This is a genomic window from Francisella noatunensis subsp. noatunensis, from assembly GCF_009823375.1.
GTDB lineage: Bacteria > Pseudomonadota > Gammaproteobacteria > Francisellales > Francisellaceae > Francisella > Francisella noatunensis.
Genome location: NZ_WBSX01000006.1, coordinates 13,388 through 30,755 on the forward strand (window position 1 = coordinate 13,388; position 17,368 = coordinate 30,755).

The window sequence follows — 17,368 nt, forward strand, 5'->3', positions numbered from 1 at the left end:
TTAAACTTACCTATTTTTTAGCGTAACGATTTTTAACATAATTCTCGACAATCTCTATAAACTCTTTTGAGATATTATCACCTCTGAGAGTATGAGCTTTTTTGCCATCTATAAATACTGGTGCTACAGGAGACTCTCCACTACCTGGCAAACTAATACCAATATCAGCATTTTTTGACTCACCTGGACCATTTACTACACAACCCATCACAGCTACTTTCATAGCTTCAACACCATGATACTGGTCTTTCCATGTATGCATTTTTTCATCTAAATGCTCTTTAACTGTACTAGTTAGCTCTCTAAAAAATGAGCTAGTAGTTCTTCCACAGCCTGGACAAGATGTCACACTTGGAGTGAATGTTCGCATACCGAGGTTTTGCAAAATCTCTCGACACACTCTAACCTCTTCTGTACGTGGAGCATTTGGTGCAGGAGTTAGTGAGACACGTATAGTGTTCCCTATACCTTGTTGTAACAATATCCCCAAGCTAACAGCACTAGCAACAATACCTTTTGTACCCATACCAGCCTCAGTCAGCCCTAAGTGTAGAGCATAATCACACTCTTTAGCAAGCTTTTGATACACCGCTACTAAGTCTTGAACTTCACTAACTTTACATGAAATAATGATTTTATCTTTTGCTAAGCCAAACTCTTGCGCATATTTTGCGCTCTCTAATGCTGAAGTAATAAGCGCTTTGTGCATTATTTGCTGCAATGTTAACGGATTTTCTTGAAGATTATTCTCATCAATTAGTCTAGCTAATAACGCCTGATCTAAACTTCCCCAGTTAACTCCAATACGAACAGGCTTATCATTTGCAATCGCAATTTTGATAATCTCAGCAAACTGAGTATCTTTCTTTTTACCGAAACCCACATTACCTGGATTTATGCGATATTTTGCTAGTGCCTTTGCACACTCTGGATATTTACTAAGTAGAGTATGACCATTATAGTGAAAATCACCAACTAAAGGTACATAGCAATCATGCTTTGCCAACTCTTTAACAATCTCTGGCACAGCGACAGCAGCCGGCTCATCATTAACGGTAATTCTAACTATCTCACTACCTGCTTTATGAAGAGCTAAAATTTGCTTAACTGTCTTTTCAATATCCGCAGTATAGGTATCTGTCATTGATTGGACAACAACCGGATTATTTCCGCCAATTAAGACATCTCCAACTCTTACAACATTTGTTTTACTCATATAAGAACCCCAAAAATTATATTTATATTTTTAAATAATTTCACGAAAAGTATACAATGTAAGATTATATCATTATAAAGATTAATTTTCATAAGCTATGAACTTTAAAGAATTAGAAAATTACTTAAATAATTACTTTGATGTCACCCAATTCAAAGACTACTGTCCAAATGGTCTACAGATTCAAGGAGATAGAGATATCAAAAAAGTTGTCACTGGTGTCACAGCATGTCAAGCTCTTATAGATCAAGCTGTAAAGGAGAATGCTGATGCTATTATTGTACATCATGGTTATTTTTGGAAAGGTGAAGGTTACCCTATCATAGGTATGAAGTATGAGCGTATCTCAAAACTTATAAAAAATGGTATACACCTATTTGGTTATCACTTACCTCTAGATGGACATTCTAAAATAGGTAATAATATCTTATTAGCAAAAAAACTAAATCTTACAAATCTAGAGTTTTTTGAAACAGGTTCCAAGCCTGATATTTCAGTTATAGGTGAATGTAATTTAGATTTAGATAGTTTTAGCAATTTAATAGAAAATAAACTTGATAAAAAGCCAACCGTAATTTTTACAAAACAGCAAAATAAAAAAGTAGCTATTTGTACTGGTGGAGCACAAGACTATATTGAATATGCATATCAAGCCGGAGCTGACACTTTCATATCAGGAGAAATCTCTGAAAGAACAACACATACTGCTCGAGAACTTGGTATAAATTATATAGCTGCTGGACATCACGCTACTGAGAAGGAAGGTGTTAAGGCTATTGCTGAACTACTTAAACAAGAGTTTGCTCTAGATACAAAATTTATAGATATAGATAATCCGGCATAGCCATACTTATTATTTCTTGGGTAATTCTTGGGGATACCATTAGGGAATCCTCTATAAGAGATAATAGTTTTATCATTATTAGGGTTAATAATTCTATCTATGTATCCCAAAAATTTAGTGTTATCGCTTCCTAATCTATACGCTAAACTATTCCAGTTTATTTTTTTATCTTTGACAGTAATATTTTGATCTGCCCATGATGCTTCAACTAAACCAGTCATTTTAGGAAATGCCATATACCATAAATGATTAGCATTATTAATATTCTCTGACCACAGTGCTCCTTCTAGACCTTTTATATTTTTAGCTGCTTTTGTTGATAAGCTGGTGATCGTAGTTTTTAAATCTAAAGCACTATTTAAAGCAGCATGAGTATCTGCATATTTAGTAGCCCAATAAAAACCAGGCTCCCAAACATCAGGATTATATGCTAAATCAAAATATGTATCATCAGCATATGCTAATACTGTAGGGTAACCAGCCTTTGCAAGTTGCTGTGCTTCACTATATCCCGAGCTGTTAAATGCACTCCAAACCCAAATATATCCGGTTTTCTCAGAAGGTATTGAGTTTTTATCAATACCTCCTGCTAAATTTCTGTTGGGATCATTTTGGACAGTTTGTTGCCATCCAGATATTCTTAGATTAGTATTTTGTTGTAACTCTTTAAAAAATTTATGCGACTTTTCTAATGCATTTAAATCTTTTTGATTCTCACATGTTGAGTCATTAGTCCAAGAATCATCCGTATATACTCCATTATCTAAATTTATATTTTGCTTTGAGCCAATATCACTAATACTTAGAGGTGTTGGTATCAGATGATATTGATTAGCAAATTCAAAAGAATTACTGGCAATTGAGTTATCAACATATAATTGTAACTTTTCTTGGATTTCCATATCAATCTTAGTAGGATCATAGCTCTGAATACTTAAAATTTCCTTAGTATCTTTAGATATATAAGCATCTAGATTAGCATTGGAAGTTATTACACTTTCTTTAGAGTCAATTAAAAAGAAACTCTGAGGAAGAGATGATATATTACTAGGAGACCATTGATTATTATTCTCGAAACTAAATCTATATATATGCCCTGCCTCTAGTTCAAAATCAGTAATAGCTCTAAATAAATCACTATACCCATCAGCATAAATAGGCATAGTAGTCAAATTATCAGTTTTTTTTAACATAACTCAGATTTGCTAATTTTTTAGTACTTAAATCAGTAACCTTGAGAGTAAATTAGGATTTACATCTTTAGATGAATTATAAGTTCTTGGCATATAAAAACCAATCCCCTGTTTGATTTTGATTAATTTTGACATTAATACTCATATCAAATTTACGATTATTTTGACTGATATTTTTTATTTGAATTTTTTGTACATCAAAATCAATTGCAAATCCGCCACTAAGTAAACACTGTGAACCAAGTAATACAGCTATTAAATTCTTTTTCATATATGCAAATTGAATAAATTTAAAATGATAATACTTAATAAAGATATTATCTAAACAATTTGATTATTGAAAATAAAAGATGAAAAAGAATATAGAATTAGTAAAAGTTATTTGATAAAACCTTGTTCGATTTCTTCTAGAGTGCGTCCATTTGTTTTTGGTACAAATTTAAACGCTATAAAACTATATACCAAAGTACATACTCCACATATACCTAAAATTACACCGTAATTTCCATTAAAATGTTGAGTAATAGGCATCACTGAAGAAGCTAAAATTGCAGATGCCATACTATTTAAGAATAGTGCTACAGCTAAACCTTTACTTCTAATATTTGTAGGTAATAGCTCAGACATAATAACCCATATATATGCTCCTGGACCGATGGCAAAGAAGAATATATATAATATGAAACCAATAAGTAATACCATACCTTTTGCTGAAGTATCAGGCATAGCATACATTAGAACTGCTAGAGTAAGTAAAACTATAGAAACCATTAAAGTTCCAAAAGTAATTACAAATTTTCTCTCTATTTTATCAGCTATAACTACTGCTATAATCGTTGTCACAAAGTTAAGACCCGTAATTGCAACTCCACCAACAACAGCAGCATATACAGAACCTAAGCCAGTTTCTTTTAGCATCGTAGGAGCATATTGTAAGATACTGTTAATCCCAGTCATTTGAGCTAAAATTGCAACAGAGAATACTATAAGCATCGGCATTAAATAATGTCTTTTTGTAAGACTCAATAATAAACTGCCTTCATTTTTAGTTTTCTCAATCAAAGCTTTAACTTCTTGCATTTGCTGTTTTGCTGCATCTACACCTATAGTTTCTGATAAGATTTTTTCCGCCTCTTGCTCTCTATTTTTCATAATTAGCCATCTAGGAGATTTAATCAGTAGAAATCCTCCTATGAACACAATCAGACCAGGAATTAAAGCTGTAAGAAACATATTTCTCCAGTCACCAGTCTCTAAACCAGTTACAGGATCATTTGATATAAACAATAAGCCTACTGCAACAGATATTAATATTCCTGCTGTGAGAAATAACTGAAAACATGTAACAGCTAAACCGCGAATCATACTAGGCACAGATTCTGTCAAATATAACGGAACTGTTATAGATATAAAACCAATTGCCACGCCTTGAACTAATCTTGAGAATAATAAAAAATCATAACTTTCAGCAAAATAAATCATAAAAACTGATATCGTAAATATCAGCCCAGATGCTGTGATCATATTTTTTCTACCAAAAATATCTGCTAGTACTCCACCTATAAGAATTGCGAAGGCTCCACCAAATAAAACAGAACCTCCTAAGAATGATTCTTGTGCTGCAGTCATACCCAATTCAGATTTGATAAAAGGTAAAGCACCGCCTATTATACCTATATCATATCCATACAACATCCCACCCATTGCTGAGAAGAATATAATCATAAAGACTTTAAGCTTATTAGCTTCTTTCATTCTTTTCTCCTTAAAAAAAATAAAGCCATCAGTAAATTATCATTTCAAAATAAATTAAACAGTTTCGGTAACTTTTTTTAGATTACTTGGACTATCAGGGTTATATCCTAATGACAATGCCAATTCATTTACCATTAGGTAGAATTTTTGCAATATAACTACAGTTTCAAGAATTGGATGAATTTTTACATCAATATGTAAATGAACCTTTGCATCAGATTGATTATCAGTTGTAGCAAATACAGTTCTAACTCCCAAATCTGTCATTCTCTTAACAATCTCACGAGTACCTTGAGCACTTTCATCATGCTGCAAAATAGTAAATGTTGTAAAAGTTTGATTCATAAGAGCAAATGGACCATGTAATACTTCAGCAGAGCTAAATGCTTCAGCATGTATTCCACAAGTTTCTTTAAACTTCAAAGCCATCTCTTGGACTATTGGAAATCCAAAACCTCTTCCGATGACAAACATATTTTTACTTTTTTTAAGCTCCTCTATAGCTGGAGTCCAATCAGAATTTAGACTTCTCTCTAGTGCTTGTGGAAGATTATTTAAACTATCCAATAAAGCTTGATCTTGGTTATATTCAGCTACAATATTTACTAGCGCTACTAAAGAAGTTATTACACTTTTCGTTGCTACAACTGCATTTTCTGCATCAGCTCTTACAGGTAAGACCAAGTCTGCGCTATCTGCTAAAGGAGATTTCTCAACATTCACTATCGCTAAAGTAGTACATCCAGCTTTCTTACAACCTTCAAGTGCTAGACGCAAATCTGGACTACCACCGGACTGTGATATACCTATAGCTAATGTATGTTCATCACCTATATTTTTGTTATAAATAGTTGTTATAGATGGTGGCAAAGACGAAACACTAAATCTAAGTTGTGTTTCAAATAAATACTTTGCATAATTCGCTACACAATCAGAACTGCCTCTCGCTACAGTAATAACTCTTTTAATATTTTTTTCCTTAAGAGTTTTAACTATAGTATTAACAATATCTTTATTAAGTTTAAGTTGATTAGCAACTTTCTCGAAGCTACTACTAGCCTCCTGATGCATAAGAGTTTTTGTCATATTAACTGATGAAATAAAAATTATAGGTAATCCATTATAAGCTTGTTTTTTTTATTTTTACAACAAAAAACATCTATCAAATTTAAACTGTCATTATTAATTTTTGATAACTTATCTCTTCGCCATTTACTATGTATACCAAATTAGTAAACCATGTTAAAATCCTTCTCTACAACTTTCTATAATAGGTTTTAAATATGGTAATTTTACTTATAATCTCAATCGCCTTATTAATATACTTACACATTAAGCAGGTTAGTTTTAATTTTAGAACAATATTCGCTCTAGTTACTGGAATAATTATTGGTATTATCTATAACTGGACTGATAGCTATAGTAATAGTTTCATCCAAATTAGTAATATATTGGGTGACGGTTATATTTCTTTACTTAAGATGCTAATTATCCCTATTGTTCTAACATCTATTATCCATTCAATAGTAAATCTAAAAAACTATGAAGGTTATTATGTTATAAAATTTGCATATAAAACAATAGCAATACTACTCATATTAACTGGAGTAAGTGCTGCTATAGGAGCTACTGTTGCTATCATAATGAATTTAGGTCATGGTATAGATATCGCATCTATTACAGGCAATGTTGCTAAAGATATAAAAACATCAAGCATATCTGAGACTGCCTTAGGATTTTTACCTGAAAATATTTTCCATCAGATGGATAATAATAATGTAATGGCCGTAGTTATATTTGCAATACTTCTTGGCTTCTCAATGCTAATAGCTCATCGTGAAGATAGTAAATTAGCAGCTCCTTTCATCAGTTTTGTAGATTCAGCATTTTTCGTAATAAAGAAATTAGCTAGAATGATTATTACTATCACACCTTATGGTGTAGTTGGATTGATGATACAAATGAGCATAGAGCTAGATAACAATAGCATTTCTATAGCTTTATATTTTATCTTCACTTGTTATATAGCATTAGCAATTGTTCTAATAATGCATATTGTTCTATTAGTTATATTTAGAACTAACATTGTAAGATTCTACAAAAGTATTTGGAAAGCTATGTTAGTTGCTGCTACATCTAGATCTAGTATGGGCACTCTACCATTATCAATCAATGGTTTAAACAAATACGGTACTACCAGTAGTATTGCTACATTTGCACCAACTATGGGTACTACCCTAGGCATGAATGGTTGTGCTGGGGTATTTCCTGCAGTGCTAGCAATAATGGCAATGAATGCTACAGGTGTAGATATTACATTTTCAACTGTGATATTGATTTCGCTAATCTGTATGTTGGCTTCACTAGGTGTATCTGGAATTCCAGGTACAGCATTTGTTGCTGCGGGTGTTGTTTTTTCTTACTTTGGGCTACCTTGGCAAATGATTGCTTTGATAATCGGTGTTGACGCTATTATCGATAGCTTTAGAACTCCTCTAAATATTCACGGTACTATGACAACAGCTATTATCGTAGATAAAACTACCAAAGCTTCTTAACACGCTAATATTTGATAAACTATTTAAGTACCGCAAAAAGTAAATCTAACTTTCTCTTGCTCTAGAGGTTCTGCCATATATTTCTTAGTGAGAGCATTTAATTCATATGGTGTTTCAAGTGCTGTCACGAGACTTTGAAGAATGCTAAAATTACCATTTTCTGCAAACTCAAGTGCTTTTTCAACTTGATGATTACGCGGGATTATTACTGGATTAGATTTCATCATACTTTCGAAATTGATATCGTAATTGACATATTTATCTAACCAATCTTTTAAGCCTTTATTTCGCAAGTGATCAAAATTGTTATAGCTTAGATTATAGAACGTATTTGTATAATCTAACTTATGCTTAAACATATCAATAAGCAAACCGGAAATAAGTTCATCATCGTATTCGCTATTGACACTAAAACCTATTTTACTAAGAAACATTTGTCTCCATTTTTGCTTATAAATTTCTGAATAACTTTGCAGTTTATCTTGAGCTAATTTAATAGATTCATCCTCATCCTGTGAGATAAGTTTCAATAAACTTTCTACTAGTCTTGCAATATTCCAGCCAGCAATTGATGCTTGATTAGCAAACGCATATCTTCCATCTCGATCTATTGAACTAAAAACAGTATCAGGATCATAAGTATCCATAAATGCACAAGGTCCATAGTCAATAGTTTCGCCTGAAATAGTCATATTATCAGTATTCATAACCCCATGAATAAAACCTACTCTTTCCCATTGTGTTATTAAAGTTGTCTGTTTATCAATGACATAGTCAAGTAAGCTCAAAGCTTTATTATCAGTGTATGGAATATTATGTCTAACAATCGTATAGCCTAATAATTCTTGGCTATAACTTTCACCAAGCATCGCTGCATACTGAAAGGTACCTACTCTAATGTGACTACTTGCAACTCTAAGAGCTATTGCTCCTTGTTGTAATTTATTTCTTTGAATATTTTCACCTGTTGATATCACAGCTAAAATTCGGCTAGTTGGTATGCCTAGATTATGCATAGCTTCACTAACTATATATTCTCTAAGCATTGGCGCTAAAGCTGCTTTGCCATCACCGCCTCGAGAGAATTTAGTTAAGCCGGCTCCCTTTAAATGAAAATCAACCAGCTCTCCATTTGCTTTTTTATACTCACCAATTAAGATAGCTCGACCATCTCCTAGCATTGTAAAATTACCAAACTGATGCCCGGCATAAGCTTGGGAAATCGGCTTTTTACTATTATAACCTAAGAAAGTTTTTAATAATTCTTGCTCTGATTTACCTTCTAAATCTAAACCTAAATCCTTAGCTAAACTATTATTTACAATCAGTAACTTTGCATCGGGATATCTGTATACTTTTTGGCTTGAATAAAACTCATCAGATAAATCTGTATAATCATATTGAAAATTAATCATAAAATCTAAACTTTACCATTTTAGTATAATTTTAGCAGAGTATAGATAATAACACAGCTTTTAAGGTAAAATAGATACTATAAGCGCTAGGATAAGGAGTCAGGTAATTATGGAATATCTCAAACTAGCAATAGTTGATTCTGAAAACTATAATAATTTCTCTCATATTTCTGGGGGTAATTTTGACAGAGTAATTGTCTTTACAAATCCACAAGAATTAGAAGCAAACTTCAATAAAACCCAAATCTATCATAACTTTGAACTTGTACCAATAATTTATGGTGAAGGCAACAAAGATAATATGGATGGTTATATCTGTGCTAAAGTTGGTGAGTATGTCGAAAGATATCGTGATTTCCGTACTTACCTTAGCATCACAATTTTTAGTAATGATCGAATTTTTAGAGGTATTGCGTCATACTATACACGTAAGGGATTCAACATAGCCACTGCTGCTCCTAACCAATGCGACACTGGTAATAGTAATACTGATCCTAAAATACGTATCAAAAAATTCCTTGAATGTTACGAAGGTGTCGTTGATAAAACATTTAAAAAACACTTTAATGAAACAAATCAAGATGCCTTCTATAGACTCATTAGAAGACATTTAGACAAAGATATACCTAGACAAATTACAGATCTTTTCGTTGAAAATAATATTGTATTCTTTTCAAATAAATCACGTAAGATTGGTATTGATGAATCTAAGTATAACCTTTTGTAATGTTTTAATAAGGTACTGGATATACGATTTTTATAATGCTAAAATATCGCAACTTTTTATTTATATAATCATTTTTTTAGAGTTAATTATGGAATATAGAAAATACATTTGTATCGTTTGTGGTTTAATTTATGATGAAGCTGAAGGTTGGCCAGAAGATGGTATCGAACCTGGTACTAGATGGGAAGATGTCCCTGAAGATTGGGAGTGTCCTGACTGTGGTGTTGGTAAGGAAGAGTTTGAACTATTAGAAGAATAATTTCTTAAATGGTCTCATTGTTCCAAGAAATATCTTTTGAAAATAAAGATTTCATTGTAATGAGAGATGATCTAAATACCCTATCTTCTCTGGTAATAAAGCCAGAAAATTAGCTTATGTTCTAAAGAATCCAGATAAATATTCTCACATCAAAACTATTGTATCTTTTGGCGGTAATCAATCTAATTTCATGTTGGCATTGTCGCAGCTAGCTAAGATTAAGGCTTGGAATTTCCATTATTGGATAAAACCATTACCAAAATTTCTTGAGAGTGCCAAAAATGGTAACCTAAAGCTAGCACTAGAAAATGGCATGCAGTTATTTGAAACTACAAGCTCTCTAAGTCTAGAAAATATAAAAACAAATTACAATATAGACAATAGTCTTTACTTCTTTGATCAAGGTGGTAGAAATAGTCTTGCTGAACAAGGCATAGCTGACTGTGCTAATGAAATTAAAAAGTACTCTCTAGAAAATGATATTGATAATTATAGTGTTGTTGTAGCATCTGGTACTGGCACAACTGCATTATATCTTGAAAAGTATCTGCCAGACAAAGTTTATACTGTTGCATGTATTGGTGATAATCAATACTTGAAAAAACAATTTAATGATATTGATAATCGTCTCAAACATCCTAGAATTCTCAATTTAAACTTTAAAACTCATTTTGGGCAATTAGATACCCAAAATTACACGATATATCAAAAGCTTATAGAGCAAACAAAAATTGAGTTTGATTTACTTTATGACCCTATAGCATGGCGCGCATTATTAAATGAGCATCATAAACTTACAAAGCCTATTATCTACATTCACTGTGGTGGAACTAGTGGCAATGAAACAATGATTGCTAGATATACAAGACTAACAAAATAACTTGTTAAATATACTGTGCTACTAATATTTTGTTTAGATGCTTTCTTAGTTCTATAATATTTGTCTTAACAGATTTACATAGATTGTAAGTAGTATTAAGCCTCTCTGTTGTTGAATTACTAAATCTTATACTACTAAGATTTGCCTTTGGAGAACTCTCAATAGCTGTTAACACTGTAGATTCTTGTAAATCTAATGGTTCTTGTAATATTTTTACTATCTGTCGAGCATAAGCTTTGATTTGCTCAGTTTTTGAAGAAAAGTCATGTTCATGGTTAACATATTCAAACATTTTATAAGCTATAGACATTCTCATTTGCTCTTCGAGAAATATATAAGCTAATTGATGCTCTATATTTTTACTCAATTTCTCATCATTACCAAACTCTAAAGATTTCCATTGGTGCAATAGAATATCCATCCTTTTAAGCTGCGTTTTTATGATACGCATTCTTTGATGAAACCTATTTTTATTTTGCTGTATTAGCTTTTTGATTTCTTTAGGTTGATTTTTTGTAGATAATCGATTTATTGACTGTTCTAATTGATTTAGATTGTTTGTTATATCTGGAACAGTATCAACAACTTCTACCAAATCAAAATCAGGCGCAACTTCAGATACTGCTAAATAACATTGTTTATAAATACCTGAAATATGGTTATATTTCTCAAGAATTCCCGTTCTTAAATTCTCTATAGAATTAAATAAATAATCTTTTTTAACATCTTCAAACTTGGAAACTACCTTTAGATAATAGATTTTTCTACCTGATAGTAGCTCTATAAAAAGAGTTATAACATTATTCGCATCTTCTAAATCAAATAGATTATACATCCCAGCACTATTATAAACTTTAGATAAAAAGCCTACTTTTCTGTCAAGCCCCATTTTTAGATCTGAATATTTGCCTACTAAAGCTTGTAAGAACTTCTCTTTTAAATCTTCAGAAATACTTTGACTAGTACTTATCTGTTTATAAAACTTTATTAGCTTACGTTTGTTAGCTGGCGTATCAATAGGAAAACCATTATCACGATGTAAATATATAATCTCAGCAAATTCCGCCATTTCTTTATCAAAGTGCAGTTCAAAAGCATAAAAAATTTCTTTACTTGTTGGATGAGATTTAGCAAGAATTTCATATGCAATTTTGTTGTCTCGTACTTGATCAGTTAAATTACTCAGAACAATCTTTTTAGACAAATATAAACTTTGATATGACTCCTCGATCACATATAGAAATTTATCTTGCATCTATTCTTTGTTACGATGTTTGATTGAGTCAAAAACAATTTTGCTAATAAAACCCACTAACCCTACAAAGAAAACATAAAAAGAAAAGTACGCAACAGTAACTAGTGGGACTTTTTGACCATTACTAAGATAATAGCCTAAAGTTATAACTATGATTGTAACGGGTCCAGCTGCCCAAAGTATAGATAGTATCGCAGCTTTGATATCAGCACGATGAATCGATGATATCAGCTCACTAACATAAGTATCATTGTATGAGTTTCTACTCTTAAAAACTGCTTTTACTTTGTTAACTTGTGACAGCATACTCCAACTACATTTATAAGTTATTAATAAGTTCACTTTAAATTTTAACAAAATTAGACTAATAACTCCAAATTAGCCATAATTTCAACTTGAGTACTAAACATACAAAACTTTTTATTATTAAAGATTATTTGCTTTAATATATTTTTAGCACGATGATCTTCTGTTGCATATATTAAAAATAGAAAACTACTTTCAAACTAAAGTATCTATTTTTTTAGGTACTTTTACACCTTATTAGTCTATAATAGTTGGTGATTTTATAAAAATAGGTATCTCTAATGATTGAAAATTTAAGAAATATTGCAATTATTGCGCACGTTGACCATGGTAAAACAACATTGGTTGATAAGTTACTACAACAATCAGGAACACTTAAAAACCGTGGACCTGAAGTTGAAAGAGTTATGGACTCTAACGATATTGAAAAAGAAAGAGGAATCACAATCCTTGCAAAAAATACTGCTTTAAAATGGAATGACTATAGAATTAATATCGTAGACACTCCGGGGCATGCTGACTTTGGTGGTGAAGTTGAACGTGTACTATCAATGGTTGACTCTGTACTACTACTAGTTGATGCTGTTGATGGTCCTATGCCTCAAACAAGATTTGTAACAGAAAAAGCTTTTGCTCAAGGTCTAAAACCTATCGTAGTCATCAATAAGATTGATAGAGATGGTGCTCGTCCTGATTGGGTTGTTGATCAAGTGTTTGACCTTTTTGACAGATTAGGTGCAACTGATGAGCAATTAGATTTCCCTATTATTTATGCTTCTGCAATTAATGGTTGGACAACTAATGATCTTGATCAGAAAAAAGAAGATATGACAGATCTTTTCAAGGCTGTTATAGAGAACGTTGAACATCCTGCTGTAGATGAAGATGGACCATTCCAAATGCAGATATCATCTTTAGATTATTCTAGCTTCACAGGAACTATTGGTATTGGTCGTATACAAAGAGGACGTATCAAGACAAATACTCCTGTAACTATCGTGAATGCTAAAGGTGAAAAAAGAAATGGTCGTGTACTGCAAATATTAGGCTATCTTGGTTTAGAAAGAAACGAAGTACCAGAAGCTAGCGCTGGAGATATAGTTTGTGTAACAGGTATGGAAGGACTAAAGATCTCTGATACTCTATGTAATCCTGATCATGTCGAAGCATTACCTGCTCTTTCTGTTGATGAGCCTACTATCAGCATGACTTTCCAAGTAAACAACTCTCCTTTTGCAGGTAAAGAAGGTAAATTTGTAACATCTAGACAAATCAAAGATAGACTAGAAAAAGAGTTAATTCACAACGTAGCATTAAGAGTTGAACAATTAGATGATCCTGATAAATTCAAAGTTTCAGGTCGTGGAGAACTTCATCTTTCTATTTTACTAGAGAATATGCGTCGTGAAGGTTATGAAATTGCTGTATCTCGTCCGCATGTAATTTTTAAAGATGTTGATGGTGAAAAGCATGAGCCATATGAACAAGCTATTATAGATATCGAAGAAGAACATCAAGGTACTGTAATGGAGCGCATGGGCATACGTCAAGGTGAGCTTAAAAATATGGAACCAGATGGAAAAGGTCGTGTAAAACTTGAATTTATTATTCCATCGCGTGGTTTGATAGGTTTCTATACAGAGTTCCTAACTATTACATCTGGATCAGGTATACTGAACAAAGTGTTCGATCATTACGGACCAATGAAGAAACAAACTCTAGAAACTCGCCAAAATGGTACTCTAGTTTCTATGGTACCTGGTAAAGCATTAGCATATGCTCTTTGGAATCTTCAAGAGCGTGGTAAAATGTTTATCGGTCACGGTACTGAAGTTTATGAAGGTATGATTATAGGTATTCATAGTAGAGATAACGATTTGGCTGTAAACCCTTGTAAAGGTAAGCAGCTAACTAATGTTCGTGCTTCTGGTAAAGATGATGCTCTTACTCTAGTTACTCCAATTAAATTGACTCTTGAATATGCTCTTGAGTTTATCGAAGATGATGAGCTTGTAGAAATTACTCCAGTGTCTATTAGGTTAAGAAAAAAACATCTAACAGAATCTGATCGTAAAAAAGCATCTCGTGGTGCGCTTTAATTAAATACATTCTTTCAAACCAATTCTTTTCTTACTTTTTATCTAAAGCTCTTATTCATAAGGAATTTAATATGCAAAGATTAAAAAATAAAGTCGCACTAATAACAGGCTCTGCTAGAGGAATAGGTAAAGCTATATCAGAACTATTTGCTAGTGAGGGAGCTAATGTTATTGTTTCAGATATAAACGATAGCTTGGGTAATCAAACTGTTAATGAGATTAACTCATCAAATTGTGAATATAAACACTTAGACGTTAGTCTTGAAGATGATTGGATAATTATTAGTAAATATATTAGGTCTAAATTTGGTAAACTTGATATTTTAGTTAATAATGCTGGCATTACAGGTTTTATAGAGAGTTCTGGCCCTCATAACCCTGAGGATTTAGATATGGATTCTTGGCAAAAGGTTCATTCCATAAATTCTAATGGTGTAGCCTTAGGATGTAAATATGCTATCAAACTTATGAAAGAAAATGGTGGAAGTATAATCAATATTTCTTCCCGTTCTGGACTTATAGGAATACCTCAAGCTGTTGCATATGCTTCGAGTAAAGCATCTGTAAGAAATCATACAAAATCTGTTGCCTTATATTGTGCAGATATGGGATATAACATTAGATGTAACCCTATTCATCCTGGTGCAATATTGACGCCAATGTGGGATGAGATGCTACCAAAAGATAAAGATCAAAAACAAGCAACTATTAAAACTATTGCTCAGGATATACCTTTGAAGAAAATGGGTGAGGCAAAAGATGTTGCTTATGCAACTTTATATCTAGCATCTGATGAATCAAAATATGTCACAGGGATTGAACTAAATGTAGATGGTGGAATACTTGCAGGAAGCTCTGCTGCACCAAGAGATAGAAAGGAATAAGAAAATTTAAATAACTTGATATAAATCAATAGCCTATAGCTAAAGCATTACCTCTACGTGGATCTGCAGCACCATAGACATACTGTCCATCAGACATTACAGATTCAGCAGCACCCATAGCAGCATAAGGAGTTACAGTATTACCCATTTTCTTAAGTAAATTGATAGTATCCGCAGATATACCTTGCTCTACACCTATCTCTTCTGGCCATAGTTGACTATGCATACGAGGATTGTTAACTGCTGATTGTAGGCTCATATTATAATCTATGATATTTAAAATTACTTGTAGTGTTGTTGTGATAATACGGCTTCCACCTGGTGAGCCCGTAGCTAAAAACGGCTTACCATCTTTATTAATAACAATTGTTGGAGTCATTGAACTTAATGAGCGCTTATTTGGAGCAACTGTATTAGCTTCACCTTGGACTAAACCAAACACATTTGCCACACCTACTTTTGCTGCAAAATCATCCATTTCGTTATTTAACAAGATGCCTGTTCCTGGTACAACAATACCATTCCCATAAGAATAATTAAGCGTATAAGTATTTGATACCATATTGCCATCTTTATCAACTACACTAAACTGAGTAGTCTGAAGTTTTTCATGATCTTCTGTATTAACTGTACTTATATCTTTACTTGGAATATGTTTATCCGTAGTGATTTTTTGTGCAATCTGTTTTGCATATTTTTTAGATAAGAACTTAGCTAAATCCATCTTAACAAAATCAGGATCCCCTAAGTCAGAATTTCTATCATTATAAGCATAACTCATTGCATTACTCATAAGATTAATCGTTTTAGCACTATTATTACCATAATCAGCTAATGGAAAGTTTTCTAGAATATTTAATAATTCTATCAAAATCACACCACCTGAGCTTGGTGGAGGCATAGAATATATTGTATAACCACGATATGTCCCTTTAAGTGGCTTCATTTCTTCGACATTGTAATTCTTCAAATCTTGTAATGTTATTAGACCACCATTTTTAGCCATACTATCTGCTATTTTATGAGCGATATCTCCCTCATAGAAGGCTTTTTTACCTTGTTTTGCTATTAGCTTCAGACTATTAGCAAGTTCAGGCTGTTTTAAGATTTCTCCAACAGCATAAGCAGAGCCATCTTTCTTGTAAAAGATTTTCATAGCCTCTGGTGATTTTTCAAGCCATGGTTTTGCAGTTATAAGCGACTGATTTAGGTCATAGTTCACTGGGATACCATCTTCAGCAAGCTCGATAGCTGGAGCAATAACTTGTGATAATTTCAATTTACCATACTTTTGTTGTACATCAACCAAACCTGCTACAGTACCTGGCACACCTGAAGCACTGTATGAACCAGAAACTTTAGCATAATCGACATCTCCTTTATCGTTTAAGAACATATCTTTAGATGCTTTTGCAGGAGCTTTTTCACGGTAGTTTATTGCTATATTCTTATTGCCATCTTGTAAATGGACAATCATAAAACCACCACCACCGATATTACCAGCTCTAGGTAGTCTAACAGCCAAAGCAAAGCCAACCGCAACTGCAGCATCTACAGCACTACCACCTTGTTTTAATATATCTAAACCGACTTGACTTGCTAAGGCCTCTTGAGAGGAAACCATACCATGAGTTGCAACAACTGGTTGAGCAATTTGCATCTCTTCTTGAATAGGGATAAAATCATAACCTGTTGGTACTGGTGCAGCAACCAAAGCTAAATTTGGGCTAGATTGTATTCTCAATGTTTATAGAGATACCAAAATGTACTTCATTAGGTGTCAAGTAATTTAAACATTTCTTAGGTCTATTATTCAAGTCTATCTGTAACTTTCTAATGTATTGATGAGATATATTGTTAAAGTTAGTACCTTTAGGTATAAATTGTCTGATATACCTATTCATGTTTTCATTAGTACCTCTTTGCCAAGGACTGTATGGATCAGCAAAGAATACTTTGATGCCAGTCTTGCTAGTT

Annotated in this window: 15 protein-coding genes and 2 pseudogenes; 7 read left to right on the forward strand and 10 right to left on the reverse strand. The window is 32.6% G+C overall.

All coding sequences use genetic code 11. The features are described 5' to 3' along the window. Positions 1-10 precede the first annotated feature (10 nt). A complete protein-coding gene (gene ispG / locus F8C69_RS01195; RefSeq protein WP_159183885.1) occupies positions 11-1,216 on the reverse strand; it encodes a flavodoxin-dependent (E)-4-hydroxy-3-methylbut-2-enyl-diphosphate synthase in 1,206 nt (401 codons plus the stop codon). A 97-nt stretch (positions 1,217-1,313) separates the two neighbouring features. Here ispG and F8C69_RS01200 point away from each other — a divergent pair, with 97 nt between their 5' ends. After that, positions 1,314-2,060, forward strand: coding sequence for a Nif3-like dinuclear metal center hexameric protein (locus F8C69_RS01200; RefSeq protein ID WP_159183886.1), 747 nt, complete (start codon positions 1,314-1,316; stop codon positions 2,058-2,060). Positions 2,061-2,308: 248 nt separating this feature from the next. Here the strand turns inward: F8C69_RS01200 and F8C69_RS10370 are convergent. The 4 genes and pseudogenes from F8C69_RS10370 to F8C69_RS01220 all read right to left on the reverse strand — a co-directional run. Further along, positions 2,309-3,253: pseudogene (locus F8C69_RS10370) on the reverse strand (family 20 glycosylhydrolase); the annotation flags it as partial. A 76-nt stretch (positions 3,254-3,329) separates the two neighbouring features. Further along, complete coding sequence (locus tag F8C69_RS01210) at positions 3,330-3,524, reverse strand: hypothetical protein (protein ID WP_159183887.1); 195 nt, start codon at positions 3,522-3,524, stop codon at positions 3,330-3,332. 107 nt (positions 3,525-3,631) lie between these two features. Continuing rightward, positions 3,632-5,008 carry a sugar porter family MFS transporter gene (locus F8C69_RS01215; RefSeq protein ID WP_159183888.1) on the reverse strand — a complete coding sequence of 459 codons (1,377 nt, stop codon included), beginning with the start codon at positions 5,006-5,008 and terminating at the stop codon, positions 3,632-3,634. 54 nt (positions 5,009-5,062) lie between these two features. Further along, complete coding sequence (locus F8C69_RS01220; RefSeq protein WP_159183889.1) at positions 5,063-6,094, reverse strand: SIS domain-containing protein; 1,032 nt, start codon at positions 6,092-6,094, stop codon at positions 5,063-5,065. Between the two features lie 197 nt (positions 6,095-6,291). Here F8C69_RS01220 and F8C69_RS01225 point away from each other — a divergent pair, with 197 nt between their 5' ends. Continuing rightward, entirely contained in the window at positions 6,292-7,566 is a 1,275-nt protein-coding gene (locus tag F8C69_RS01225) for a dicarboxylate/amino acid:cation symporter (protein ID WP_159183890.1), read from the forward strand. 23 nt (positions 7,567-7,589) lie between these two features. Here F8C69_RS01225 and F8C69_RS01230 read toward each other — a convergent pair whose 3' ends face one another. Continuing rightward, on the reverse strand, positions 7,590-8,981 hold the full coding sequence (locus F8C69_RS01230) for a protein adenylyltransferase SelO (RefSeq protein WP_159183891.1): 1,392 nt from the start codon (positions 8,979-8,981) through the stop codon (positions 7,590-7,592). A 109-nt stretch (positions 8,982-9,090) separates the two neighbouring features. On the opposite strand from F8C69_RS01230, the gene F8C69_RS01235 reads away from it, so the two are divergent. The 3 genes and pseudogenes from F8C69_RS01235 (at position 9,091) to F8C69_RS01245 (ending at position 10,847) form a co-directional block, all read left to right on the forward strand. Then, complete coding sequence (locus F8C69_RS01235; protein ID WP_159183892.1) at positions 9,091-9,708, forward strand: PIN domain-containing protein; 618 nt, start codon at positions 9,091-9,093, stop codon at positions 9,706-9,708. A gap of 88 nt (positions 9,709-9,796) precedes the next feature. Next, positions 9,797-9,967, forward strand: a complete 171-nt coding sequence (locus F8C69_RS01240; protein WP_014715576.1) for a rubredoxin — start codon at positions 9,797-9,799, stop codon at positions 9,965-9,967. 8 nt (positions 9,968-9,975) lie between these two features. Further along, positions 9,976-10,847: pseudogene (locus F8C69_RS01245) on the forward strand (1-aminocyclopropane-1-carboxylate deaminase). A gap of 4 nt (positions 10,848-10,851) precedes the next feature. Here the strand turns inward: F8C69_RS01245 and F8C69_RS01250 are convergent. Together F8C69_RS01250 and F8C69_RS10200 are read right to left on the reverse strand one after the other, a co-directional pair. After that, complete coding sequence (locus F8C69_RS01250; RefSeq protein WP_192189613.1) at positions 10,852-12,102, reverse strand: hypothetical protein; 1,251 nt, start codon at positions 12,100-12,102, stop codon at positions 10,852-10,854. After that, positions 12,103-12,444, reverse strand: a complete 342-nt coding sequence (locus F8C69_RS10200; protein WP_200153735.1) for a hypothetical protein — start codon at positions 12,442-12,444, stop codon at positions 12,103-12,105. 245 nt (positions 12,445-12,689) lie between these two features. Here F8C69_RS10200 and typA point away from each other — a divergent pair, with 245 nt between their 5' ends. Both typA and F8C69_RS01260 read left to right on the forward strand, forming a co-directional pair. Continuing rightward, positions 12,690-14,507 carry a translational GTPase TypA gene (typA, locus tag F8C69_RS01255; RefSeq protein ID WP_159183893.1) on the forward strand — a complete coding sequence of 606 codons (1,818 nt, stop codon included), beginning with the start codon at positions 12,690-12,692 and terminating at the stop codon, positions 14,505-14,507. Between the two features lie 71 nt (positions 14,508-14,578). Then, complete coding sequence (locus F8C69_RS01260; protein ID WP_159183894.1) at positions 14,579-15,391, forward strand: SDR family oxidoreductase; 813 nt, start codon at positions 14,579-14,581, stop codon at positions 15,389-15,391. A 25-nt stretch (positions 15,392-15,416) separates the two neighbouring features. On the opposite strand, the gene ggt is transcribed toward F8C69_RS01260, so the two are convergent. Continuing rightward, on the reverse strand, positions 15,417-17,135 hold the full coding sequence (gene ggt, locus F8C69_RS01265; RefSeq protein WP_159183895.1) for a gamma-glutamyltransferase: 1,719 nt from the start codon (positions 17,133-17,135) through the stop codon (positions 15,417-15,419). Next, positions 17,119-17,368: IS30 family transposase (locus F8C69_RS01270; RefSeq protein WP_159183763.1), on the reverse strand; the 250-nt coding region annotated here is incomplete at its 5' end. The genes F8C69_RS01270 and ggt, both read right to left, overlap by 17 nt.

Coding starts and splice junctions, on each gene's coding strand:
- F8C69_RS01210 (WP_159183887.1), bottom strand. CDS start 3,524: ATGAAAAAGAATTTAATAGCTGTATTACTTGGTTCACAGTGTTTACTT.
- F8C69_RS01230 (WP_159183891.1), bottom strand. CDS start 8,981: ATGATTAATTTTCAATATGATTATACAGATTTATCTGATGAGTTTTAT.
- F8C69_RS01220 (WP_159183889.1), bottom strand. CDS start 6,094: ATGACAAAAACTCTTATGCATCAGGAGGCTAGTAGTAGCTTCGAGAAA.
- F8C69_RS01240 (WP_014715576.1), top strand. CDS start 9,797: ATGGAATATAGAAAATACATTTGTATCGTTTGTGGTTTAATTTATGAT.
- F8C69_RS01250 (WP_192189613.1), bottom strand. CDS start 12,102: ATGCAAGATAAATTTCTATATGTGATCGAGGAGTCATATCAAAGTTTA.
- F8C69_RS01225 (WP_159183890.1), top strand. CDS start 6,292: ATGGTAATTTTACTTATAATCTCAATCGCCTTATTAATATACTTACAC.
- F8C69_RS01215 (WP_159183888.1), bottom strand. CDS start 5,008: ATGAAAGAAGCTAATAAGCTTAAAGTCTTTATGATTATATTCTTCTCA.
- F8C69_RS01260 (WP_159183894.1), top strand. CDS start 14,579: ATGCAAAGATTAAAAAATAAAGTCGCACTAATAACAGGCTCTGCTAGA.
- F8C69_RS01200 (WP_159183886.1), top strand. CDS start 1,314: ATGAACTTTAAAGAATTAGAAAATTACTTAAATAATTACTTTGATGTC.
- F8C69_RS01235 (WP_159183892.1), top strand. CDS start 9,091: ATGGAATATCTCAAACTAGCAATAGTTGATTCTGAAAACTATAATAAT.
- typA (WP_159183893.1), top strand. CDS start 12,690: ATGATTGAAAATTTAAGAAATATTGCAATTATTGCGCACGTTGACCAT.
- ispG (WP_159183885.1), bottom strand. CDS start 1,216: ATGAGTAAAACAAATGTTGTAAGAGTTGGAGATGTCTTAATTGGCGGA.